Raw genomic sequence first — 23,305 nt, 5'->3', positions numbered from 1 at the left:
CTACATAAAATCGTAACAACTAACTGAAAACAATCAAGAATTTATCTCACAGAAAGATCAAAATTCTTCTTTAAGCTTTCCAAAATCTTGGTTGTTGTCTCGTTAATCTGGGTTTCTTGCAGTGTGGCATTCTTATCCTGCAACCAAATACGGATCGCAACGGACTTCTTGCCCGCTTCCATCTTTTCGCCTTCATACAGGTCAAAGACGTCCACGTTCAGAAGCAACCCGGCGCCCGCCTTGCGGATGTCCTTCAGGACATCGCCGACTTTCAGGGTTTTCGGCATCACAAAGGCGAAGTCACGCTCCACAATCGGGAACTTGGACACGCTTTGGATACGGTAAGGACGAGGCTGACCTTTATAAAGCTGATCCAGATCCAATTCGGCCAAAGCCGCAGGAACACGAATCTTATTGTCTTCAAGAAGAAGCGGATGAAGTGTGCCGATGAAGCCCACTTTCTTACCTTCCACCAAAAGCTGCGCAAACTGCCCTTGATGCAGGAACTCTGGAACCTCGTTGGCACCTGTAGTGCCACCTTTACCGCTGTTCGCCGGAGTCACCCACGTGTAGGAAGAGATATTCAAAGACTTCAACAGAACTTCAACTGCCGCTTTAAGTTCATAAACAACCGGATAATCCAGGGATTTGTTCCAAAGGTTGCTTGCGCGACCCCAGATAGCCATCCCGGCACGACTGCCTTCCGCAAAACTGCCGTCATCCTTAACAAAGAACGTGCTGCCAATCTCAAACAGACGACCCTGCATGTTGCCAGCGTGGAAGTTGGTGTTCATGTTTTTGAACAGACCAAAGCTCAAGGAACTTCTCATCACATCCATTTCCTCATTCAGAGGATTCAGGATGCGGATCTCTTTTTCCGTGACCGTCAAACCAGCCGCTTTCATGGATTCCACGGAACCCAGGAACGCTTTTTGAGCTTTGGAACCAACAAAGGCAAAGTTCACCGCCTGCTGGAAGCCCTCACCACGCAAAAGTTCGCTGGTGATACGATTCAACATAAAGGCTTTGTCATGGAAACTTGGAGCCGCCGCCAAAGCAGGCAACGCCTCTGGAATATGCTCATACCCATTCAAGCGAGCGTATTCCTCGACCAGGTCCATGTCCTGCTCGATATCGAAACGGAATGTCGGAGGCAAGACTGTGAAAGTCTCGCCTTTTTTGTTGATCTCGCAACCCAGACGTTTCATGAAGTCGACGAATTTGTGTTCTTCAGCTTCATAACCCAAACGGTCTGAAACAGTTTTGATGGTGATATCCACCGGCGCTTTTTTCACCGGATTTGGATAGAAGTCATGATTATCTTCATAAGCTTCGCCACCGGCCACTTCCAAAATCAAAGCCGCGGCACGGTTCAAACCACGCAAAGTTCCATCCGGATCCACACCACGGGCAAAGCGGTAAGAGGAATCCGTGTCGATACCGTGCGAACGTGAAGTTTTACGCGCACTCATCGGCAGGAAGTATGCTGCTTCCAGGAACACTTCGGTCGTGGCATCAGAAACGCCGGAGTTTTTACCACCCACAACGCCCGCCAGACACACCGGATGATTCACATCACGAATGGTCAGCTCAGCACCGTTCAAGACTATTTCAGTTCCGTCCAAAGTGATGAATTTCTCGCCCGCGACAGCACGGTCCACGATGATTTTTTTGCCATTAATGAAAGCCGCATCAAAGGCGTGCAATGGCTGCCCCAGCTCCAACATCACATAGTTTGTCACGTCCACGATGTTGTTGATGGAATTCATGCCGACACTTTCAAGACGAGCTTTCAACCAGGCAGGACTTGGTCCCACTTTCACACCCTTCAAGAAACGACCCGCATAACGCGGGCACAGATCAAAGGCTTTAACGTCCAAAGCAATTTCAGACTTGGTGGATTTGCCGTTGGTTTTAAGCTCAGAGGAAGGCACTTTCAGTTCTTTGCCGAACAAAGTCGAAACTTCGCGCGCAAGACCAAAGTGAGACAGGCAATCCGCACGGTTCGCCGTCACTTTCAGCTCGAAAGTCACGTCGTCATAACCGCCGTATTCTGCATAGGCTTTACCCACCGGAGCATCCGCTGGCAAAATCGCGATGCCTTCAGATTCCGTCGCCAGGCCCAGCTCTTTCAAAGAGCACAGCATCCCCGCAGAATCCACACCGCGCACGGCAGATTTTTTAATCGCGAAGTTGCCTGGCAATACTGCCCCGGGCAACGCCACGATCACTCGGTCCCCCGCTTTGTGGTTTTGTGCGCCACACACGATCTGATGAACCACGCCCTCGCCGGTGGAAACACGGCACAAAGAAAGCTTGTCAGCATTCGGGTGTTTGTCTTTTTCAAGAATGTGACCAATCACCACGTGATTGAAATCTTTCGCGCGATTGGTGATTTCTTCAACCTCCAAACCGCCACGGGTCAAAGCTTCCGCCAGCACTTCCGGCTTTTGGAAGAATTCGGTCACATCAACATAATCATGGAGCCATTTTAAACTGATCTTCATTTTACAAACTGCCTTAAGAATCTTACGTCGTTTTCAGGGAACAAGCGGATGTCTTCAATGCCGTACTTGATGATGGCCATGCGCTCAACACCAAAGCCGAAGGCAAAGCCCTGCCATTTAGGATATTCAATTTTTGCGGCCTGGAACACCTTTGGGTTCACCAAACCGCAACCGCCGATTTCAATCCAGCCGCTTTGTTTGCACAAAGAACAGCCTTTGCCTTTACAGATCGGGCAAGAACAATCCACTTCCGCAGACGGTTCGGTGAACGGGAAATAGCTTGGACGGAAACGGGTTTTCAGACCCGGACCGAAGAACTCACGCACGAAGAAGCTGATGGTGCCCTTCAGGTCCGCCATGGAGATTTTCTCATCCACGCACAAAGCTTCAATCTGATGGAAGTTCGGCAAGTGAGAAATATCGCTGTCACAACGGAACACCGGACCCGTCCCGATCACACGCAATGGAAGCTCTTCATTTTCCAAAGAATGGATTTGAATCGGAGACGTGTGTGTTCTTAAAACGTGGGTTTTGTCGACGAAGAAGGTGTCGGCCATGTCACGCGCCGGGTGATCCGCCGGAATGTTCAGGGCTTCAAAGTTATAGTAGTCCTTCTCGATCATCGGACCCGTGCGGATGCTGTAACCCAAGCGGGACATCACGGTGAAGATCTCTTCCACCACGATATTCACCGGGTGCGCCGTCCCCTTTGGTTGGGAGAACGCCGGCAAAGTCATGTCGATTTCCTCAGCCGCCATTTTTGCAGAGATCTCTTTCTTTTTTAGAGCGTCTTCTGCTTCGGTGTAAGCGGCTTCCAGAAGCTGCTTCACTTCATTCACTTTTTTACCAAACAGAGGCTTTTCCTCTTTTGGCAAAGAAGCCATTTCTTTCATGATTTCAGTCAGGGACCCGCTTTTACCCAGGTACTGAACTTTCAGATCATAGAGGTCTTTGGAGCTGGGGGCCGCTTTAAAGGCCGCCAGGGCGTTATCTTTGATGGAATCAAGTTTGGTCGTCGACATAGGTTCTCAATATCCCTCTGGAGGCCCGTATTTTCAAGCATTTAGCTTTTACACACGGCGCAGAAAAGACTTGAGGTTTAAGGCCTTTGGACCTATGTTCCCCCGACTGCTATGGCCCATAAGAACAAGACTAACTACAGCCCGTATAAAGCCCGCCAAGAAGCCCGTCATGGGTCCAAAGGCGTTGCTGCACCTCCAGCGACCTCCAACATGGGCCGCCATAAGAAACCAGAGACGATCTATGACATTCATGAGGCCAATGACCGCCTTGCTGATGTCTTTCGCAATCACGGATTTGATCTGGTCAGCCACAGCCAAAGACAGCAACTGGCGCACTTTTACCGCCTTTTGATGCTGAATCAGGAAAAAGAGAACTTCACTCGCCTGCTGAAGCTGCGTGATGTGGCCATCAAGCACTTCATCGACAGCATCATCATCATGAAATACACTGACCTGCAGTTCCCATTGCTGGATGTCGGCACCGGACCTGGCTTTCCGGGGATTCCACTTAAAATCATGTACCCGGATCAACAGATCCTTTTGGGTGAAGGCGTTCAGCGCCGTGTAGAATTCCTAAAACATGTCCGCAGCGAGATGAACCTTCAAAACCTGGACATTCTGGGCCGCAACATCAACAAACATTGCGTCTATCCTGTTCGCGGCGCGATCACCCGCGCGGTTGAAGATATCGGCAACACCCTGGGGAACGTGATCAGCTGCCTTGAAATCGGTGGCCGCGTTTACTTCATGAAAGGCCCCGGCGTGGGACCTGAAATTGAAGCCGCCAAAAAAGACTGGGGCGAGTACTACAAACTGGTTCAGGATGTGGCGTATTCCCTGCCGCAAACGCCGCATGAACGCCGTTTGGTGGTTTATGAAAAAATCAAAAACATGCCTTTACCGGAAGAAGATGAAGGCGAAGAACTGTTGATGGACGAACTGTCCAACGAAGAAAAAAGACGCTGGGCTAAATACTGATGTCAAACTCCACCCAGAACACTTCATTGCAACTGGCACGTTTGCAGCACCGTAAAGGGGCGCTGCACGAGGCCCGTTTATTGAGTGAAGAAGCCATGGTGGAGGCTTCAGCCCGCGGACTTTCTCAAGACTGGATTGAATCTGCCCGTCTGTACTTCCAATGCTGTCATGAGCTGGAAGAGCTTTCTGATGCTCAATCCGTGATCGATCAGACTTTGACTTTAAGCCGCAACACTTCGGACGAGCGCCTTCAGGGCATGGCCGAAAATCTGATCGGTTCATGGCTTTTGGCCAACGGAAAAATGCAAGAGTCCGAAGACTACATCAACTCGGCCATCACCAAAGCCACTCAAGCTGGCGATCTGGATACCCTGGTGCGCGCCCTGTTCACCAATGCGATGACTCGCGCTTTTGAACCGGCCCAATTCGCACAAAGCCTGCTGCAGCTGAATAAGCTCGACACCATTCTGGCTGAAATGGATAACGCCGAAATGCAGCTGACGTCGCGCTTGTTGCGCACACACATCTTCACGCAAACCGGCAAGCTGGAAGCGGCGAATGATCTTTTGTGGGACTGCTATGAACAGGCCAAACTGCACGGCTTCCATCTGCTGATTTCGCGTATTCTGGCACAAATGGCCCATGTGAACCGAGAACTGGGTAACAAAGAAGCTTATCGCATCTACGCTGAACTGGCGTTGCGTGGAACGGACAAAACTCGCCTACCACGCGTTTATAAATTCATCCGTCAAATGTGCCCTGAAGATATTGTTCGCAATGCACCTCAGTTTGACTTCCAGATCGACGAGGCGGCGCGCAGTGTTCAGGAACGCAACAAGGGTCTGATTGACTTCCGCAATCAGCATATTCTTTTTGATCTGGCTTTGTTGTTCATCAAAAAGGCCGGCACCCGTTATTCCAAGGAAGATTTAATCGAGATCATCTGGCAGCAGGCTTACGACCCTGAACTGCATGACAATCTGATTTACGTATCGATCAAACGTCTGCGCGCTCTGCTTGAGCCGGACATGGAAAGCCCAAGATACATCCTGCGCGACCGCAAAGGTTATTACTTTAATCCGCAATCATCTGTGCACTTCAGACAATCGGAGGAAGCGACACTATGAAAACACTCCTGTTAGTACTTCTTGCTGTTTTCAGTATTTCAGCTCATGCCCGCGGCCCGGGTGGCGACCCCGTTATTCCATGGCCAACGGTTGTTTCACTGACGCCGGTCACTTGTGAACAGCTTCAGGGCGATTGGGTGGCTTACGATCACAATTCCATCTGGTTTGTGAATCTGGAGATGCGCGAAGGCGATGCTTTGTCCACATTGCGTATTAAATCCAATGCCCTGTTCACGCATAAAGCCACTGGCTGGCTGGAAGCTGACGGTCCGTTGTTCTATGGCAAGATCGCCATGGATCCGACCCACTTCTATGACGTGATTGTCTTTAGAGACATGGACGGCACGAAGATTCGCATCATCAAAGGTCCGTATAAATACTTCGACTTGAAACTTTACCGCCGCGAGTAGGATCAGACGTGATTGAAATCAGCTCTAAAACCAACGACCACTTCCGCCGCTGGAGCGATCTAAGCTCTGCGCGCGGAATCAAGAAGCATTCTGAATTTATTCTGATGGGCGAAAAGCTGATCGAAGAGTTCCTGGAAAACCCGAACTTCCGCATCAAGGGTGAAATCGTTCACGAGGACCTGAAGTCCGTGACGATGACTGCGCCAAAGCTGAAAGGCCAGCGCATCCCGGTTTTCAAACTGCCAAAAGCTCTATTCAACGAAATTGACATCGTGGGCACGCATTACAACCTATTGGTTCTGGAACCGAAAGAGATCGCTCCGCTGACTTCGGCTAAAGCCGAAGGCCTGGAAGTGATTTCCCCACTGGGAGATCCATCCAACCTGGGTGCCTTGGCGCGTTCCTCGTTGGCTTTTGGCGCGAGCAAAATGATTCTGACCGAAGAAAGCTGCTCGCCATACCACCCGAAAGCGATCAAGGCTTCCGCGGGGGCTTTGTTGAAACTGCCGTTGTTTAAGATCGGCAAATTTGCTGAGTTTGTTTCCAACAACGATCAGATCTATGCTTTGGACATGAAGGGCGAAAGTGTTGCGAACTTCAAGTGGCCAAAGAACGTGCGCATCGCTTTGGGCGAAGAGGGCCCGGGCTTTAGCGGGATTAAAAACCTGCAGCGTCTGTCGGTTTCCACTCAAAGCGTGGAATCCCTGAATGCCACGGTGGCTGGCAGCATCGCGCTGTACAGCTATTCTTGTCAGCACCGTTAATCCATCCAGTGGGCGCAGGTATGATCTGCGCCTGATCTTATTTGTTCATGTAGTGTTTGCGTTTTTCAGCAGACAGCTTTTCCAAAGAATAGCGCAACATCGTTCTGGGCATTTTGGCCGCATGTTGATCCAGAAACTTCAGCAGTTTTTCTTCGCTGACTTTTTTACCCATTTCCCGAAGCATCCAGCCCACCGCCTTGTGAATCAGGTCGTGTTCGTCTTTCAGCAGAAGCTTTGCAATCTTAAGTGTGTCGGTGGATTCGCCATTATAGATAAAACGAAAAGTCGCCAGCATGGCAATACGGCGCTGCCACAGATTCTTGGAAGTCGCGAGTTTCCTCAGAACCGAACGATCTCGATTTAGCAGGTATCCACCAATAATTGCAGGCGCTGAAGTGTCGACCAGGTCCCAGTTGTTCACGTGTTTTGAATTCTTGATATAAAGCTTAAAGATACGGGTTTGTTCTTTTTCAGAAGCCTCTTGAAACTGAGACACCAAAATCAGCAGAGCTATCAAACGCTCTTCGTGATTTGGCGACTTCATCAGACTATCAAGCTCTTTTAAACTAAGGGCGGAAGCATACTTTTTGGCGATCTTACGGCTTTGCGGAACGGTCAGGCCAAGAAAGACATCGCCCTCGGCATACTCGCCCTTTCCGGTTTTAAAGAATCTTTGCAAGACGACGGCGCGACTGGCGTCCGCCTGACTTTGAACATCTTTCTGCAATTGTGACAACGCTTGCGAAATGCCGGACTCTTTCTTCATGCTCGCCGCCTTAGAAGGATTGGTGATCTAATCCAATACTAACGCTTTGTAGCCAGAAAAAACAACCAGGCACCTTTTAACAAGGGATCAGGTGGGATTGGATTTCTGCCGGAGGCAGAGCGGTCCACAGGGACAAGACGTAGCCACCGCCGCCGGAACCGGTTGGTTTTACGGCCAGGGCTCCTTGGGATTTTAGCCACGCGATGTGTTTTGCGGGTTCACCTTCGTTCAGGTCCCATTTTTCAAAACAGTCACCTGCCAGGGTCAGGGCTTTGGCCAATACCGGCAAGCCGGTTTTTTCGTCCATCTTCAGGGCTGTTTCCAAAATACTGACGGCTTCAGCCATCTGCTGATCGATCTGCTCACCGACGGCTGGATTTTTTAAAAGCAGGTCCTTGACCTTATTCACCGCATCCACGGTGACACCGCGTTTGCCGGAATAAGAGATATACCAGTGCGGTTTCCACGCCGGGGTCAAAGGCTTCTTTTCACCATTGCGAACAAAGCGCAGACCTTCACCACTTAATGCCACGGCGATATCAACACCGCTGGATTCACCATGGAAAAGGTTTTCCAGATTGCGGGCGAATTCATAGTAGTCATCTTCAACAACGTACCCCAGATATCCCAACCAACGAGTCAGAGCCACACAAAGTGCGGCGGAAGCACCCATACCGGCGCCAACTGGAATCGAGGATTCAAGCAACAATGTGCCTTTTAAATCTGTGCGTTTGATGCCTTTAAGTTCGCAGGCCTTTTCAAGCACACCCCACACCAGCAGCTGCAATTCTTTGCCGTGATCACCGACCAGGCGAAGCTCCAAGGGCTGCTCACCACGGGAATAGCTTAGATCCAGATTGCGGGACTGGATGGGAAACACCACCGCAGGCACGCCACGCAAAACCGCGTGTTCACCGGCGATAATGCACTTACCAAAGGCTTTGCAGGTGAAATCAATGGACATTGTCTTTCACACCTTCAAAAGCCATGACCTTGAAGTCCTTTTCAAAATGCTCACGGTACTGCGCGAATTGTTTTTTCTGATCGTGACGGAACAACAAGTGCACGTTGGCACCGGCATCCATGGTCACCAACGGGCCATCTTGCCATTTGTTCCAAAACGCCTGGCAATCTTCCAGAACCTTTTTGGATCCATCGTTCATATAAGTGAAAGACGGCGTGCTGGTTTCAAACAGACGGTGCATGTCGATGAATTCATCCCAGACAATCTGGCGTGCGATATGCCAGTCGTTAAACTGCAACGCCATGCTCAGGTCTTTCAGGCGCAATTCCGCACGCTCGGGACGACCCGTGAAACGCGGGCTTGTGGTCACAAGCTTGTGGGCTTCAGAGCTTGAGACTTCTTTTTTGGAGTCTTCCACAATCACCACCATGTGGTGCAGGTTTTTGACTTCAAATGCCATCGGTTCTGCGTATTCATGCTGCCACAAAGCCCACGGAGTGAACAAAGAACGACAGGAAGAACCCGAACCTTGGCGGGACAATTCAGAAAGATATTTTTTATCTGTGCCCCACGGCTGTGGGTGGATCTGCTGGAACATTTCCGCTGCCGCCAAAGTCAAAGCGGCAAAACTTGAAGCCGAGCTTGCCAGACCGCAGTCCGACGGAAAATTGTTCGCGGATTCAATCAGAAAGTTCTGTTTTACGCCCCACTTGTCTTTCAGATTTTGCAGGTGCTTGATAAAGCGCTGCTGGCCTTTTTCAGACAGCTCGATTTTTTGCAGGTCTTCACGCACCAGCGGTTTCCATTGGTCTTCGCCCGCTTCGATTTCAGTCAAACGAACGTAGGTGCGCAGGTTTTCCAAAGTGTAGGACAATGAACCGTTGGTCGGTTTATTGCCGGTGCCCTCGATCTTACCCATGTACTTGATAAGAGCGATATTGGATGGAGCAGATACAGTCACTTGTTTCATAGGCTTCCTCGGACCTGAAGTCCTAGCGAGATTTTATCAGAGGAAGAAAGCACGGACAGGCCCTTGCTTTCACAGTAGTTTTTAATGCCGGCAGTTTCCCCTTTGGCCACAATGATCGCCATCACATCCACACCCAAAGCACCACAGCCTTTGGCCGCTTTTACGCCGGGAAGTTGCCTGATATCGGAAAGAAGCTTCAGGGTCGGCTCGCAGGTGAAATTCAGTTTCAAAAGTTCGTCGGCATAGGCTTTCACACCCCCGATGAACTGCTCACTGTCGACCTTGTTGAAGGCTTCACGAATTGTTCCCATGGCCCTTTCAAGCCCGTGGATCGGGAATACCGGCAGCGTGCGCAGGTGTTCATGCGTCGCAAGCTTATTCCCGGTATGCACCAGCAACAGCTCCAGATCATCAAAGGGCCAGCTGGCCACCGAGATCATCCCGCGGCGTTTTTCAAAGAAGGTCATGGATCCTTTAAGTTGTGCCACCAGGTCCGCGCCACTTGGTCGCTGGCCCTGCCCGTTCCACGCCACGTGATAGTACACTTCAAGCATGTGTTTGAAGTCGAGGTACTTTTCCATGTCCATTTGGTGAGCCTCTTTATAAAGCCACATCGCATAGACAGAAAGGAACTGCGCCGTCGAGGCACCAAAGCCGCCCTTGCCGGAATAAGCATCGCGGAATGTGATATCGAAATTTCTGAAATAGCCCCGGTGTTTGCTCATGAAAACACCGGCCGGGCTGTCCGGGTGAATCCCCAGAACATCACCCTTGCCCCGGGAAATCTCCGTTTCAAAGCAAGGTTGTGACAAGAAGAACAGCGTCGGCCCTTCCGCCAGAGCCAGGTATTCACCAGCTATAAATGTTTTTCCGGGAACGGAGAAGACCAAAGACAAGGTCCGCTCCTAGGAATGATGTTGGGTCGTGGACGCAGGGGTTTTCTGAGCCGCACGAAGTTCTTTCAGAACGTCGATGGCATTGCTCAAAGAGATGCGTTTGCGAATCGCCAGAATTTCTTCCAGCTTCTTTTGAACCATAGGAATTTCTTTTTCCTCGGCCCCCGCTCCCAAAGCCAGATTCTTTGTGTGAAGCTTCATGTGACCTTCGATGATACCCACCGTGGTCAAGGCCTTCAAAGCACCCAGATTCTGCACCAAGCCCACCGCCGCTACGATACGGGACAATTCGTTGGCAGATTTGGTGTCCAGCATTTTCATGGAAAGCATCGCTGTCGGATGCAAAGTCGTCACACCACCCACGGTGCCCACAACCAGCGGAGCTTCAAACACGCCCACCAGACTTTTGCCTTCACGGTACCAGCGAGTAATGGAACGATATTGACCATCACGGCAAGCATAAGCATGAATGCCCGCCTCGACTGCTCGCCAGTCGTTGCCCGTCGCGATCAAGATCGGATCAATGCCATTCAGAACACCTTTGTTATTGGTGGCTGCACGGTAAGGGTCCATTTGTGCAAACAAAGAAGCTTCTTCAATTTTTTCAGCCAATTCCGGATCAATGTCATCAATGCGCACAACGGCGCGAGTGACTTTGGAATCCACCAGATTGGACAGAATGCACATGGTGACTTTTTCACCCGTAAACTGTTCAATCGGCTCTTTCAGGTATTCACACACCTGATTGATGATGTTGGCACCCATGGCATCACACGGATCCATCAGGATGTGGATCACGGCCATATCTGTGCCGTCACCGCGAGGCACACGGCGCACTTGCAAGTCCCGCACTCCACCGCCACGACGAACCAGGCCGAAGGCCACTTCGCGGTTGGCCGCTTCGATCAGATAATTTTTCTGGGACAGAATTTGTTTTTCAAAATCCGCAAAGCTGCGGATTTTAGCCAATTGGATCTGACCGATGATTTCGTTACCAACAACTTCCGTTGTGATAGAGCCGGATTCACGGATCCATTTGGCCGTTTTAGAGCACGCCGCCACGATAGAGGTTTCCTCTACCGCCATAGGAACGACAAAGTCTTTGCCGTCCACGCGCATATTGGTCACCACGCCCAGCGGAAGCTGGAAGTAACCGATCACGTTTTCAATGAATTTTTCACCCAAAGAGGTGTCTTTCAACCCGCCCTTGGCAAGATAGTCAGCTTCGGCTTCGTTCAATGCACCGACTTCTTTAAGTGCTTTCAGACGCTCTTCACGAGACAATTTGGAGAAACCTTTAAAGATATCCTGAAGTTGTTTTGTCATTGAATCACCTTCTTGCTTTGGAGGTCTTTCAGATTGCGGCTGCCCGTGCAGAACATCGTTACTTTCAACTCTGTTTCCAGCTGGGTCAGAAGTTTCTCAAGAGCCTCATCGCCCTGAAGAGCCGCTTCCAGGAAAGGTTTTGCAACCCCCACCTTTGAAGCTCCCAACGCCATAAGTTTACCAATTTCCAATCCGTTTCTCACGCCGCCCGATGCCCAGAGCTGATACTCTACTCGGGCTTCGATGGCGTTCAGCATGCTTTGCTTCGTGCTGATGCCCCAGTTGGCGAAAGTTTGGGCTACGTGATAAAGCATGTCGGATTCTTCCGAACGATAGCCTTCCACACGGCCCCAGTGCGTCCCACCCTTGCCGCTGACATCCACTCCGTAAATACCGGTGCTGGAAAGACGCTTCAGAGTTTCGACAGAAAATCCACAGCCGGTTTCTTTTACGATGACCGGCACACCCGCCAGTTTCACCAGGTTTTCAATGGCGGACAGACCGTTTTTGAAATCGGTGGTGCCCTCGGGCTGCAAAGCCTCTTGCAAGGGATTTAGGTGAACGAACAAAGCCACGGCTTCCGTGGAATCAATCAGTCGGCGGATTTTATCAATCGGCGACTTGATGAGCTGAGCGATTCCAATATTGCCAAGCAAGCGGGCCTTCGGTGCTTGTTTGCGCACGCGGGCCCATTCTTCGGCAGCATTGGAATCTTCCAGTTCACGACGTTGAGACCCAACCCCCATCAGAATCTGACGACGGTCACTCAGACGCGCCAATGCCTCATTGATCTCGCGCCCCTTTTCGTGGCCCGCAGTCATTGAAGAGATAAAGATCGGAGAAGAAAGTGGGATGGACTCCCCGGAAAAAAAGAAAGAGGTCGAAATATCGACCTCTTTAAAGTTCAGATCAGGCAAAGCCTCATGAATCAAAGTGATCGAGTCCAATCCGTTTTGTCCATCGGTCTGGGACCTAGGATCCAGCGCAATCCTGATATGATCGCGCTTTCTTTTTTCAAACTGACTATTGGACTCGTCCATGGGGCTAAGGCTCCTTTAACAGAGCTTTGCTGTACTTTTTAGCTTTGGCTTATGCCAAAGCGTGTTTGCAAAGTGCAGTGAATGCTGCTGCGTCGTTGATAGCAAGGTCAGCCAAGATTTTACGGTCAACTTGGATGCCAGCTTTAATCAAGCCACCGATCAAACGAGAGTATGTAGTCCCGTTCAAACGAGCTGCTGCATTGATACGCTGATTCCACAAAGTGCGGAAGTTACGTTTGTTAACTTTGCGATCGCGGTAAGCGAAAGCCATACCACGGTCATTTTTCTCTACCGCGTGGATGTACGCGCGAGAACCCGCAGAGTAGTAACCTTTTGCTCTTTTAAGAACTTTTTTGTGACGAGCACGATTTGTTTTACCAGATTTTACACGAGCCATTTTGAACCTCTATTACGCCACGGACTTAGCCGGGCACCGAAAGACATTAATTTTAAAATTTAAAAAACTAGAATACCAAACAACGACGAACTTGAAGCATGTTCGCGTCTTCAACGTATGATGTTTTGCCTAGTTGTCTTTTCGTCTTAGAGCTCATGTGAGAGTTCAAGTGACGCATGCGAGTGCTTTTTTTCTTAACTTTACCGCTTGAAAGAACTTTCAAACGCTTCTTAGCGCCAGAGTGAGTGCGCATTTTCATATTAGATACCTTCCACCGATAAGGCGTTCTTCCCGAAAGGGAGGACTCTTAACCATTGCCTTAGACAGTCGTAAATACGGACTGTCTGTTTTAGGGTGAAAGGTGTGGGAAATCAAGCTTTTTGAGGACTTAGTGGTTTTGAGGTCATTTGAGAGTATTTCTCATTTTAGGCCGGAAAATCCGCGGTCATTGCTGTATCTTAATTGCCCCCGGAAAAGCCCCTATTTCCGCGGGGACCCGGTGGAAAGGCTGGTGTTTCCAGCAGTTTATTGAACATTTTCCCCCAACTTGGGGATTCAGTTCCGCTCACAGAAACCCGAAGAAATTTACATGAATTGTACGTTTCTTAACACCACCGATCTGATCCACCGGGCCCAAAGGCTTCTTTTGGCCTTTTCCCTCATGGTATTGACCGGATGTTCACTGGAACTGCAAATCGCGGCTGAAAACTCCACGCCCACCACCCTGAAATGGAACAGCGATTCCCTGGGCCAGCAGGGCCTGCTTAAGGCCGAGTGGAACCTTCCTGAAAAAGCCGACATCAAAGAACAACAGGTGCTTTATTTCCGCGGCGACTCTTGCGCCACCCCGATCCTTCCGGTCGCCAACGTCGGTCCTGCTGAAACATCTCACCTGCCGACCTTCACTCCGGAAGATGGCGTCGAGTACACGTTCAAGGTCTTCGTTCTTTCCAAAGACGGCAGTGTGGCTTCTTCTTCCTGTTCGAATCCAATCACTTACTTTGGCGCGTTTTCCATCGAAAGTCTTTCCCAGTCCATCATCAACGAAGGCAACGTGGCCACAGCGCCTTTCAAGGGCACCTGTCTGCTGGGATCCTCGATCGAGTTTTCCGCCGCAGCCTCCACTCTGCTGACCTTTACCTGCAGTGACCGTCAGTGGACACAAAATCTGGATTTCAGCTCTTTGCCAAACCTGTACAGCGGTGACTTGATCGCCACCGTCACAGCCCCAGGCGGCACACCGAAGGAATACCGTCTGGCTATCACCAAAGACGTGGTGCCGCCGACAATCACCCTGAATGCTTTGACTACGATCACATCTGTGAATCAAAATTCTTACACAGTCAGCGGCACTTGTTCTGAAACGGGCCGCAATGTTTCCGTGACCGCGGGATCCGTGAGCGCCGAAGTCCTCTGTTCTGGCGGAACCTATTCAACGTCTGTGAACCTGAGCTCGTTGTCAGGCACTTCGGTTGCGGTATCAGCAACCCATACCGACCCGGCCGGGAACACCCGCACAGCCACATCCACCGTCAACCGCGATGTCACAGCACCCACGGTGAATTCTTTGGCTCTGAATAATGGTGATGCCGCAACAAATTCTCTGAGTGCAACTTTGAACAGTTCCGTCACTGATGCCGCAGAAATGTATCTGAGCTCGGTGGCTGCCTGTACGGGGGGCAGCTGGGTCGCTTACAATGCTGCAGCCCCGTGGACTCTGACCAACAGCAATGCCACGAACACCGTTTATGCGAAATTCCGCGACAGCTTGGGTAACGAATCCCCGTGTGTCAGCGATGATATTCTTCATGACAACGTCGTTCCAACCCTGGCATTCACGCTTCCGGTTGCTGGCACCATCGTCAATTCCGCCAATGTGACCGCGTTCACTGTCAGTGGCACCTGTTCTGAAAACAACCGTTCTGTGAACTTTTCCGGTCCTGGTGGCTTCACCGGGACCACAATCTGTGCGGGTTCTGCCTTTTCAGCGATCCTGGATCTAAGCGATATTCCTCAAGGAACCTTCCAGCTGACGGCTTCCTTGAATGACGTTGCTGGAAACTCCAACACGGCAAATTCCCCGACCTATAATAAAGACACACAGGCTCCAACAGGAACCCTGAGCATTAATTCCGGTGCAGCAACAACGAATGACCTTGCTGTTTCCCTGGGACTGACAAGTACCGATGCGGCGGAGATGTATATCACCAACTCCGCTGGATGCGCCACAGGCGGCACCTGGGAAGCTTTTGCCACAGGAAAATCCTGGACGCTGCCAACGGCGGATGCCCTGAACACTGTTTACGTTAAGTTCAGAGATGCCGCAGGCAACTCTTCTGTTTGTTATGATGACGGTATCACTCACAACAGCACGGTGCCGTCACTGTCTCTGGCCTCCCCGGCTGATGGCAGCTTTGTGAATCTTGCCAATGTTTCTGCGTTTGTGATTTCCGGCGCCTGCTCTGAAGACGGCCGCCCCGTTGAAATTTCTGTGACCGGTCAGTCCGCCACAACAGCAACGTGTTCCAGTGGCGCATGGACTAAAACTCTGGATCTGAGCACTTCAGCCCAAGGGGATCTGACGTTCACTCTGAATCACTCACGCGCCAGCGGCGCGGTGGCCCCTACGGTCACGAAAGTCTTTGCAAAAGACACGGTGGTTCCGACAGTAAACAGCTTTGTTATCAACAACAATGATGCCTACGCCACAAGCCTTAGCGCCACATTGGCAAGCACCACCACTGACGGCGTTCAGATGTATGTTACCAACACGGCCCTTTGCCTGAATGGTGGTTCGTGGGAAACCTATAACGCCAGCAAGTCCTGGACCCTGCCGACAGCCGACAATACCAATACGATTTATTTCAAAGTCCGCGATGTGGCAGGGAATGAATCTGACTGTGCGTTTGATTCCATCATTCATGATTCCGTTGCTCCGACCGTCACACTGACTTCTCCGTTGGCGGGGACCTTTATCAATTCTTTGAATCAAACAGCCTTTAACCTTTCTGGCGCCTGCTCTGAAAACGGCCGTTTGGTCAACCTGACCGTCACGGGTCATGCCGGAGTGACCGGATCTGCAACCTGCACCACGGGTTCGTGGACAGCTTCTTTGGACTTCAGTTCCCTGGCAGATACTTCGGGCACTCCATTCACGGTGGTGGCTTCTCACAGCCGCGCCAGTGGAAACAATGCCACGGGCTCATCAACTTATCCGAAAGACACTCAGTCCCCGGCAGCTGCAACCATCACCGGTGCTCCGACTGGAACCAACACCACCGGCACACTGAATATTACTGTTGGCGGTACGGACATCACTCACTATCGTTACTTCCTGGTTGTTCCGGGCGGCACTGAGGTCTGCACCAACAGTGCGGCTTACACCGGAAGCGATATCGCTGTGGCCACAAAAATCACCGACACCCTGGCGGCGCAAGGGGCTTACAAGCTCTGTGTCTTTGGCCGCGACACCGCAGGCAACTGGTCCACGGCGACATCCCAGGCGACTTGGACAAGGGATTCTCAAGGCCCGGTTATTCTGACTGTGGATGCCACCACCGCTGATGGTGTGTACGGCCCAGGTCAGTCCGTGCAGGTTCGTGTGACATTTGATGAAAATGTGACGGTCACAGGCACCCCGCAACTGACACTTGAAACCGGCACGACAGACCGAGTGGTCAACTATACCAGTGGTTCAGGCACAACCCAGCTTCTATTCAACTATGTCGTTCAAACCGGTGATGAAAACCCGGATCTGGATTACACCAGCACGACCGCCCTTGCCTTCAACGGCGGAACAATGAGGGATGCACTTAGCAATAACGCCACCCTGACACTTCCGGCGCCGGGAACTGCAAATTCATTGGCAGGAATCAAAAACATCGCAATTGAAGCGTATTCAAGCCCTCTGGCCAAAGCCATTCTAAGCAACACACCAATGGGAGCTGACTCCAGCGACACACTTAACATCACCGTGTCCGGTTTGGATGTCGTTTCTTATAAATACAAACTGGGCCTGGCGGCATCTGTCGACTGCTCCACTTATACGGACTATTCAGCTGAAATTCCGGTGGCGACCCCGATTACGGACACCATCAGTGCACATCCAAAATATTCGTTCCTGAAAATCTGCGTTCTGGGTAAAGACAGCGCCGGAAACTGGCAAAAGGCTTTCGCCGTCACACAGGCGCAATGGCACTATGTGGAAAACCTGCCATCCTTCAATCTGTGCGGAACCGTCAAGTCCACCACCGCTCCTAAAGGGCGTCTGTATGATTCCGGCGGACCTGCCGCGAACTACAGCGACAACGAAACTATTGCCAACTGTTATTTCTCGATCACCACGGGTGCCGCGATTTCAGCATCGGTCAGCTATGAAACAGAAAATAACATCTCTTATGACTTCTTAAGACTGCGCGAAACCGGAGCTGCCGGCACCGTCCTTTTAGGACCAGTCGCAGGCACCGCCCTTCACACGGCCGTCAACTCAACTTCAGGTACACTGTATACCGAATTCAAAAGTGACGGTTCCGTCACCGGAGCCGGCGTAGCCCTGATGTGGGGTGGAGCCCCGAATCTGTCTCCGATTCTGACTTTGACCAATGTCACCAATGCCACCGTCAACACCGTTTATACCCGCACCTCTGTCGTCAATGGTCTTTCAACGGCAACAGTCTTCTCGGTTTCGGGCTATGACGCTGAAATTCGCAATATCACGACGGCTTCCGCTTTCGGAAGCTCGGCCTTTGTAAATCCTGGAGACGGGATTGAAGTCCGCATGACTTCGCCAAATGCAACAGACCAATACCGACTGGCCCATGTTCGCGCCGGTGATGCCAGCTATTACTGGATGGTGGCGACTCCACTGCTGCCAACAACTGTGACTCATGTCACTGCCACAAATCCTGACGGCACTTACAAGCCGGGCGACAACATCGACATTCAGGTTGTCTTCACAAAACCAGTCACTATTCTGGGTACGAACCCGATCATGACCCTGGCCGCCGGTTCCGGCGTGACTGCGACCTACCTTAGCGGCAGTGGGTCTACAGAACTGACATTCCGTTACACCGTGGCCTATGAACAAAGCGCTGCGGATCTGGACTATTCTTCGACAGCACTAACCAACGCCACTTCCATCAAAGATGCCATGGGCAGCAATGCGACAGCCACACTGCCGGCTATTGGATCGGCAAATTCCCTGGCGGGACGAAAAAATCTGGTCATCGAGGGTTACCCGTTTGTTGTCGCCAGCGCCAGCAATGTGCCGGCTTCGAATAACGGCACCAACACCCTGGACGCCACTGTGGGCGGGACTAATGTTGTCGCTTACAAATACAAGCTGGGAACATCCGCAACGACGGACTGTACAGTTACAGCTGGATACGGATCTGAAACATCCATTTCAACCCATATCAGCGCCGACCTCACCGGGTTTGCAAGTGAAAGGCTGAAACTTTGTATCCTGGGTAAACACACCAATGGAACCTGGCAGGCCATCTGGCATCCGACTGAATATCAGTGGGACCGCTATAACGTGCAAAACTTCTCGTCCATGTGTTCTGCGACGGCATCGACAGCCACCACGGGCTTCATTTATGATTCCGGCGGAGCCAACGGCCAGTATCAGAACAACGAAACCTGTTTCTTTGAGATCAACACCGGTGCTCCGATCACTCTGACCTTCATGTCTTTCAATACGGAAGCCAGCTGGGACAAAGTGACTGTCTTTGACGGGACCACCTCCGGGACGATCCTGCTAAATCAGGTCAGTGGCACGACTGTTCCGGCAGCCCAAACCGCGAACTCTGGAAAAATGACGGTCAAGTTCACCAGTGACACCAGTGCTGTGCGCGACGGCTGGGTTGCTTACTGGGGAAATCCCGGACCGATCCTGACGACCCCACCGACTTTTGCGAAAATTCATAATGCGCCTTTGAGCACACGTTACACGACATCCAATACGACTATCGGCACTCTCAATCAGACTTCGATCGCCACTGTTTCGGGGGCTGATGCCCAGATTCGCAATATCACCACCGGAAGCTACTGGGGTGGGTCCGTTGCTGTTTCTGCCGGTCAAGTCATCCAGGTGCGCATGACGTCCCCGGCCGCCAACGCACAAACTAACACCGCCACAGTCACCATCGGTAATGCGGTCAGCACCTGGGAAATCAGCACGCCTTATCCACCACCGACTCCAACCCTGACCGGGTATCCGGTTGGCGTTTCAACAACGTCGGTCTTAAATGTGACGGTCTCGGGCTTCCGTGTGACTCAGTACAAAAAGGCTGTTATCACCTCCGGAACTTGCGCCACGGCCACTTACTCGGCCGCTTACAATGTGTCGTCAACCATCGTCGACAATATTTCTGCATTGCCAAATGGGCCGGTGACTTTGTGTGTGCTCGGTGGTGACGCCACGAGCGTATTCCAGGCGGCGGCCGATGCGGTTTCTGTCAGCTGGACGAAGGATTCTGTTTCCGCGGTGAACATCACCAGCACCAGAATGAACCGCGTTCAAGAGGGTTCTGGATCGCAAACTATCAACGTCAGCCTGACTCCAGCGAAAAGTTATGATGTGACTGCCTATTACCAAGTCACCGGTGATGCCGTAAATCCGGACCACCATAATCTGAGCTCTGGCTTTATCACCATCCCAGCGGGGTCCACAACGGGCACCATCACAGTGAACTTCCCGAATAACAGTTTGGTTGAGGGTGAAAAACTGCTGAATGTGCATTTCACTCACACCGACTCGCCACTGGCAACAATGGGCGACAACTATCAGGCCCAATATTTCATTGCTGATGATGAAAAGAACCTGAAGGCCTCCCAGCTTTCCATATCCCGGGCCCACCAGTGCGCAATCATGGAAGACTCTTCCCTGCGCTGCTGGGGTACGAACATGTACCGCCAGATTGATGGCACCGTGAGCGACTTTAAAGCCTCTCCGTTCGTCATCACCATCGCGGGCGTGACTGGTTACAGAAGTGTTTCCACAGGTGAATACCACACCTGTACGGTCACTTTGGACAACCGCCTGTTCTGCTGGGGTGACAGCAGTGACGGCCAGGCGGGCGGCGGCACCACGGGAAATCAATGGTCGCCACTGCACGTGGACAACGCGACGACTTATCTTTCAGTTTCTTCCGGTGATTACCACTCTTGCGCTATTACTACGGCCAACAAGCTGAAGTGCTGGGGTAAAAATGATTATGGCCAGCTGGGACTGAATGATACCACCAGACGCACGTCGCCTACGGACGTGGATAATACCAACTCTTACAAGTATGTGCATGCGGGCTCCCGTTCCACCTGCGCTATTCGCAGTGACGACAAACTGTTCTGCTGGGGCTATAATGGCAACTATCAATTGGGCGACGGATCTGCCACAACCAAAGGCGTTCCGACGGCAATTGATGCGACCGAGTCCTACAAGTTCGCAGTTGTCGGTTCAAAACATGGATGCGGCATCACCCTGACTAACAATCTGAAATGCTGGGGTACGAACAACTATGGTCAGGTCGGCGATAGCAGTATCACCACCCGCTCTCTGCCGGTTGCCGTGTCGGGCGCCGAGACTTACAAAACTGTTTCCGTGAATGACGACGGCACCGTTGCATCCGCTCGTGGCTTCACCTGTGCGATCACCTCCAATGATATTTTGCAGTGCTGGGGTGTGAATTCCTTGATTCAACTGGGTAACGGAACTTCCAATCAGCAGTTGGTCCCTGCGACATCAGATGCGGGAACAACCTATGCCGCCGTTCAAACCACTGCGACCCGTGCCTGCGGCATCACGCTGACTGGCGCTTTGAAATGCTGGGGTAACCTGCTGGGCGACAACTCGCCACAAAATGCTTACAGCTATGGCAGTGGTAACGCCCGTCATCTCTATGCAGAGAAAATGACCAAAGCATCCGAATGGAACTTTGATACACTTTCCGTATTTGGCGAAGATGGAATTGACGATCATTACTCAGGAACTTGTGGATTATCTTCCAACAAACTTTATTGCTGGGGTTCCATGAAAGCGACCGAGGGACCGTTTGGTGACGGTTCACAAGCGGATGCGCGACGTCCAGCACCGGTGATGATTGATCCGAGCACCAATTACAGCTACATCCATTCCCGCCGCAGTCGAGATTTCTGTGCCATCACCAGCACAGGGCAGATGAAGTGCTGGGGCATCAACAGCGTTGGCGAACTGGGTGAAGCCGGGGCCGTCGGAACGACTGTTTATTCCCCGACGGTGGCCGATTCCACCACCACTTACACAAAAGTTGTTTCGTATTATAACGCCACTTGCGGTATCACCACCACGGGTGTCTTAAAATGCGCCGGCAACAATGACAACGGCAGACTGGGGCTGGGAGACACAACCGCCCGCACAGCTTTCACCGTTGTCGACAGTGGCGTCAGCTACGCCGACATCGAAATGGGTATGTCCCACACCTGCGGTCGCACCACAGCCGGCGTTGTGAAATGCTGGGGTAATAACTCTCAAGGCCAGATCGCCAAATCCAGCGGTACTTCCTCGTATTACCTTCCGGATGTGGTTGATTCCGGGGTTTCTTATACCAAGGTTTCAACGGGTCCATACAACACCTGCGGAATCACTGCCGCGAACAAACTGAAATGCTGGGGAAGCAATTTCAACGGACTTCTGGGGGATAGTACTGCCATCAATCGCTACACTCCGACTGCGATTGATTCTTCCGCTGATTATTCTGATATTTCCATGGCGGCGGGTCACACTTGCGGCATCACAGCCAGCCAAATCAAGTGCTGGGGTAATGCGACCTATTCCGGCTTGTCTGCACCTCACTATACGGGAAGCCACTCTGTCTTTATGATTCCAATAGCTGTGGATGGAGCCAACACGTACACCAAGGTATGGGCGGCCAATTCTTCAACATGCGCTCTGGCCACTTCTGGCGAAGTGCGCTGCGTAGGACGAGCTTACGGCGGAAACTTCGGTTATGCGGATTCTGCTGTCTTGATGAATATTGGCGGCGGGATCACCAAATCAGTGCATCACCCCACGTATATCCACAAGTGGCAAGGCTATTGACCTGACCTGTGAACGTGGCAGAATTTCATGCATGATCAATCATGAAGTTCTGCCCAACTATCGTTCTTATGAGACCCCGCAATTCAAAATCGAGACCCTGAAAATCGAAAGTTCGATTTTGAAGTCAAACCCCCTGCAGGATCCAGCCACCCGCTTCAACCCGGTGCTGGTCCCCCATGTGCCAGGCCCGTGGCCCGTGGTGGTGGTTTTAAGTGGCTTTACCAGCAACGCCCCTTTTAACTTCAATGGCAAATTCAACGAAAAGAACCCGGTGCAGATTATCAATGAAGCTGCAGCCCGCGGTGAAGCGCCCCAGGCACTGTATGTCTTTGTCGATGCCCTGACCACTTGGGGTGGGTCCCAGTTCATCAATTCCAGTGCGGTGGGAAACTATGAAGATTATATTATGCAGGAGCTGATCCCGGCGGTGAAAAAGCACTTCACAGCTTCTGACAAAAAGTCTGACTGGTGTGTGACCGGCGGATCCAGCGGCGGCTATGGTGCGCTTCACCTGGGATCAAAATACCCTGAGGTATTTGGTGTCATTGCCGCGATTGCCCCGGACTCGTTCTTTGAAGCCAGCCTGCTTTCTGAATTCTACCAAACCGCGCCTCTGTGGGAAAAATATCAGTCAGGACTCAAAGCCCTGGAAGAACTGCGCAATGGCAGACTGACGAAGATGCGCAACTGGCACACGCTTTTAAATGCTTTCGGCATGGCCGCTTGCTATGCGCCGAAGGGCGAACATGGTGACTTCCACTTCCCTCTTGAAAAAGACGGCACGAAAAATCTGACCGTGTGGGAAACGATTCTGGAAAAAGATCCGCTGCACTTTCTGCCAAAACGTGTGCAGAGTCTGAAGGACAAACAGATCTATCTGGATGTTGGCAACAAGGACAATTTCCATCTGCAGTACGGATGCCGCCAGATTTCGGCGATATTCAAAAAGAACGGGATCAACCACGACTATGTTGAATTCGACGGAACTCATTTCGACATCGGCGAGCGCCGTGCGGAAGTCTGGCGTTGGCTGACGACGCTGTGGCGTCGCTAAGTCGCTAA

16 protein-coding genes are annotated in these 23,305 nt (G+C 51.5%); 6 read left to right on the top strand and 10 right to left on the bottom strand.

Annotated features, from left to right (window positions below):
* Nucleotides 1–41: 41 nt before the first annotated feature.
* Complete coding sequence (gene pheT / locus BDT_RS08205; protein WP_015090772.1) at nt 42–2,507, bottom strand: phenylalanine--tRNA ligase subunit beta; 2,466 nt, start codon at nt 2,505–2,507, stop codon at nt 42–44.
* Nucleotides 2,504–3,529 carry a phenylalanine--tRNA ligase subunit alpha gene (gene pheS / locus BDT_RS08200; RefSeq protein WP_011164114.1) on the bottom strand — a complete coding sequence of 342 codons (1,026 nt, stop codon included), beginning with the start codon at nt 3,527–3,529 and terminating at the stop codon, nt 2,504–2,506. Before pheS ends, pheT begins: the two co-directional genes overlap by 4 nt.
* Before the next feature lie 111 nt (nt 3,530–3,640).
* On the opposite strand from pheS, the gene BDT_RS08195 reads away from it, so the two are divergent.
* The 4 genes from BDT_RS08195 to BDT_RS08180 are packed head-to-tail and all read left to right on the top strand — an operon-like array spanning nt 3,641 to nt 6,808.
* Entirely contained in the window at nt 3,641–4,507 is an 867-nt protein-coding gene (locus BDT_RS08195) for a 16S rRNA (guanine(527)-N(7))-methyltransferase RsmG (RefSeq protein ID WP_015090771.1), read from the top strand.
* Complete coding sequence (locus BDT_RS08190; RefSeq protein WP_015090770.1) at nt 4,507–5,634, top strand: winged helix-turn-helix domain-containing protein; 1,128 nt, start codon at nt 4,507–4,509, stop codon at nt 5,632–5,634. Before BDT_RS08195 ends, BDT_RS08190 begins: the two co-directional genes overlap by 1 nt.
* A complete protein-coding gene (locus BDT_RS08185; protein ID WP_041577416.1) occupies nt 5,631–6,044 on the top strand; it encodes a hypothetical protein in 414 nt (137 codons plus the stop codon). Before BDT_RS08190 ends, BDT_RS08185 begins: the two co-directional genes overlap by 4 nt.
* 8 nt (nt 6,045–6,052) lie before the next feature.
* The gene (locus BDT_RS08180; protein ID WP_015090768.1) at nt 6,053–6,808 is read left to right on the top strand and encodes a TrmH family RNA methyltransferase; all 756 of its coding nucleotides are present in this window, start codon (nt 6,053–6,055) and stop codon (nt 6,806–6,808) included.
* Between the two features lie 37 nt (nt 6,809–6,845).
* Here the strand turns inward: BDT_RS08180 and BDT_RS08175 are convergent, their stop codons facing one another.
* The 8 genes from BDT_RS08175 to rpmI form a co-directional block, all read right to left on the bottom strand.
* Entirely contained in the window at nt 6,846–7,574 is a 729-nt protein-coding gene (locus BDT_RS08175; protein WP_015090767.1) for a DNA alkylation repair protein, read from the bottom strand.
* 76 nt (nt 7,575–7,650) lie between these two features.
* The gene (locus tag BDT_RS08170; protein WP_015090766.1) at nt 7,651–8,538 is read right to left on the bottom strand and encodes a mevalonate kinase family protein; all 888 of its coding nucleotides are present in this window, start codon (nt 8,536–8,538) and stop codon (nt 7,651–7,653) included.
* Nucleotides 8,528–9,508 (bottom strand): diphosphomevalonate decarboxylase, encoded by a 981-nt coding sequence (gene mvaD / locus BDT_RS08165; protein ID WP_015090765.1) that lies wholly within the window; start codon nt 9,506–9,508, stop codon nt 8,528–8,530. Before mvaD ends, BDT_RS08170 begins: the two co-directional genes overlap by 11 nt.
* Entirely contained in the window at nt 9,505–10,404 is a 900-nt protein-coding gene (locus BDT_RS08160) for a hypothetical protein (protein WP_015090764.1), read from the bottom strand. The genes mvaD and BDT_RS08160 overlap by 4 nt, the downstream gene beginning before the upstream one ends.
* 9 nt (nt 10,405–10,413) lie before the next feature.
* Complete coding sequence (locus BDT_RS08155; protein WP_015090763.1) at nt 10,414–11,730, bottom strand: hydroxymethylglutaryl-CoA reductase, degradative; 1,317 nt, start codon at nt 11,728–11,730, stop codon at nt 10,414–10,416.
* On the bottom strand, nt 11,727–12,770 hold the full coding sequence (gene fni / locus BDT_RS08150) for a type 2 isopentenyl-diphosphate Delta-isomerase (RefSeq protein ID WP_015090762.1): 1,044 nt from the start codon (nt 12,768–12,770) through the stop codon (nt 11,727–11,729). Before fni ends, BDT_RS08155 begins: the two co-directional genes overlap by 4 nt.
* A gap of 49 nt (nt 12,771–12,819) precedes the next feature.
* Nucleotides 12,820–13,167: a 50S ribosomal protein L20 gene (rplT, locus tag BDT_RS08145; RefSeq protein ID WP_011164103.1), complete on the bottom strand. Its 348-nt coding sequence runs from the start codon at nt 13,165–13,167 to the stop codon at nt 12,820–12,822.
* A gap of 67 nt (nt 13,168–13,234) precedes the next feature.
* A complete protein-coding gene (rpmI, locus tag BDT_RS08140) occupies nt 13,235–13,426 on the bottom strand; it encodes a 50S ribosomal protein L35 (RefSeq protein ID WP_011164102.1) in 192 nt (63 codons plus the stop codon).
* A 330-nt stretch (nt 13,427–13,756) separates the two neighbouring features.
* Here rpmI and BDT_RS08135 point away from each other — a divergent pair, with 330 nt between their 5' ends.
* Together BDT_RS08135 and BDT_RS08130 are read left to right on the top strand one after the other, a co-directional pair.
* The gene (locus BDT_RS08135) at nt 13,757–22,243 is read left to right on the top strand and encodes an RCC1 domain-containing protein (RefSeq protein ID WP_041577410.1); all 8,487 of its coding nucleotides are present in this window, start codon (nt 13,757–13,759) and stop codon (nt 22,241–22,243) included.
* A 31-nt stretch (nt 22,244–22,274) separates the two neighbouring features.
* Complete coding sequence (locus tag BDT_RS08130) at nt 22,275–23,297, top strand: alpha/beta hydrolase (RefSeq protein ID WP_015090760.1); 1,023 nt, start codon at nt 22,275–22,277, stop codon at nt 23,295–23,297.
* The last annotated feature ends 8 nt before the right edge of the window (nt 23,298–23,305 follow it).

Source organism: Bdellovibrio bacteriovorus str. Tiberius (genome assembly GCF_000317895.1).
In the GTDB taxonomy this organism is placed as follows: Bacteria; Bdellovibrionota; Bdellovibrionia; order Bdellovibrionales; family Bdellovibrionaceae; genus Bdellovibrio; species Bdellovibrio bacteriovorus_F.
The sequence above is the reverse complement of the archived record's forward strand: the minus strand, read 5'-3'. Positions and strand labels throughout refer to the sequence as shown.

Coding starts and splice junctions, on each gene's coding strand:
- pheT (WP_015090772.1), bottom strand. CDS start 2,507: ATGAAGATCAGTTTAAAATGGCTCCATGATTATGTTGATGTGACCGAA.
- pheS (WP_011164114.1), bottom strand. CDS start 3,529: ATGTCGACGACCAAACTTGATTCCATCAAAGATAACGCCCTGGCGGCC.
- BDT_RS08195 (WP_015090771.1), top strand. CDS start 3,641: ATGGCCCATAAGAACAAGACTAACTACAGCCCGTATAAAGCCCGCCAA.
- BDT_RS08190 (WP_015090770.1), top strand. CDS start 4,507: ATGTCAAACTCCACCCAGAACACTTCATTGCAACTGGCACGTTTGCAG.
- BDT_RS08185 (WP_041577416.1), top strand. CDS start 5,631: ATGAAAACACTCCTGTTAGTACTTCTTGCTGTTTTCAGTATTTCAGCT.
- BDT_RS08175 (WP_015090767.1), bottom strand. CDS start 7,574: ATGAAGAAAGAGTCCGGCATTTCGCAAGCGTTGTCACAATTGCAGAAA.
- BDT_RS08170 (WP_015090766.1), bottom strand. CDS start 8,538: ATGTCCATTGATTTCACCTGCAAAGCCTTTGGTAAGTGCATTATCGCC.
- mvaD (WP_015090765.1), bottom strand. CDS start 9,508: ATGAAACAAGTGACTGTATCTGCTCCATCCAATATCGCTCTTATCAAG.
- BDT_RS08155 (WP_015090763.1), bottom strand. CDS start 11,730: ATGACAAAACAACTTCAGGATATCTTTAAAGGTTTCTCCAAATTGTCT.
- fni (WP_015090762.1), bottom strand. CDS start 12,770: ATGGACGAGTCCAATAGTCAGTTTGAAAAAAGAAAGCGCGATCATATC.
- rplT (WP_011164103.1), bottom strand. CDS start 13,167: ATGGCTCGTGTAAAATCTGGTAAAACAAATCGTGCTCGTCACAAAAAA.
- rpmI (WP_011164102.1), bottom strand. CDS start 13,426: ATGAAAATGCGCACTCACTCTGGCGCTAAGAAGCGTTTGAAAGTTCTT.
- BDT_RS08135 (WP_041577410.1), top strand. CDS start 13,757: ATGAATTGTACGTTTCTTAACACCACCGATCTGATCCACCGGGCCCAA.
- BDT_RS08130 (WP_015090760.1), top strand. CDS start 22,275: ATGATCAATCATGAAGTTCTGCCCAACTATCGTTCTTATGAGACCCCG.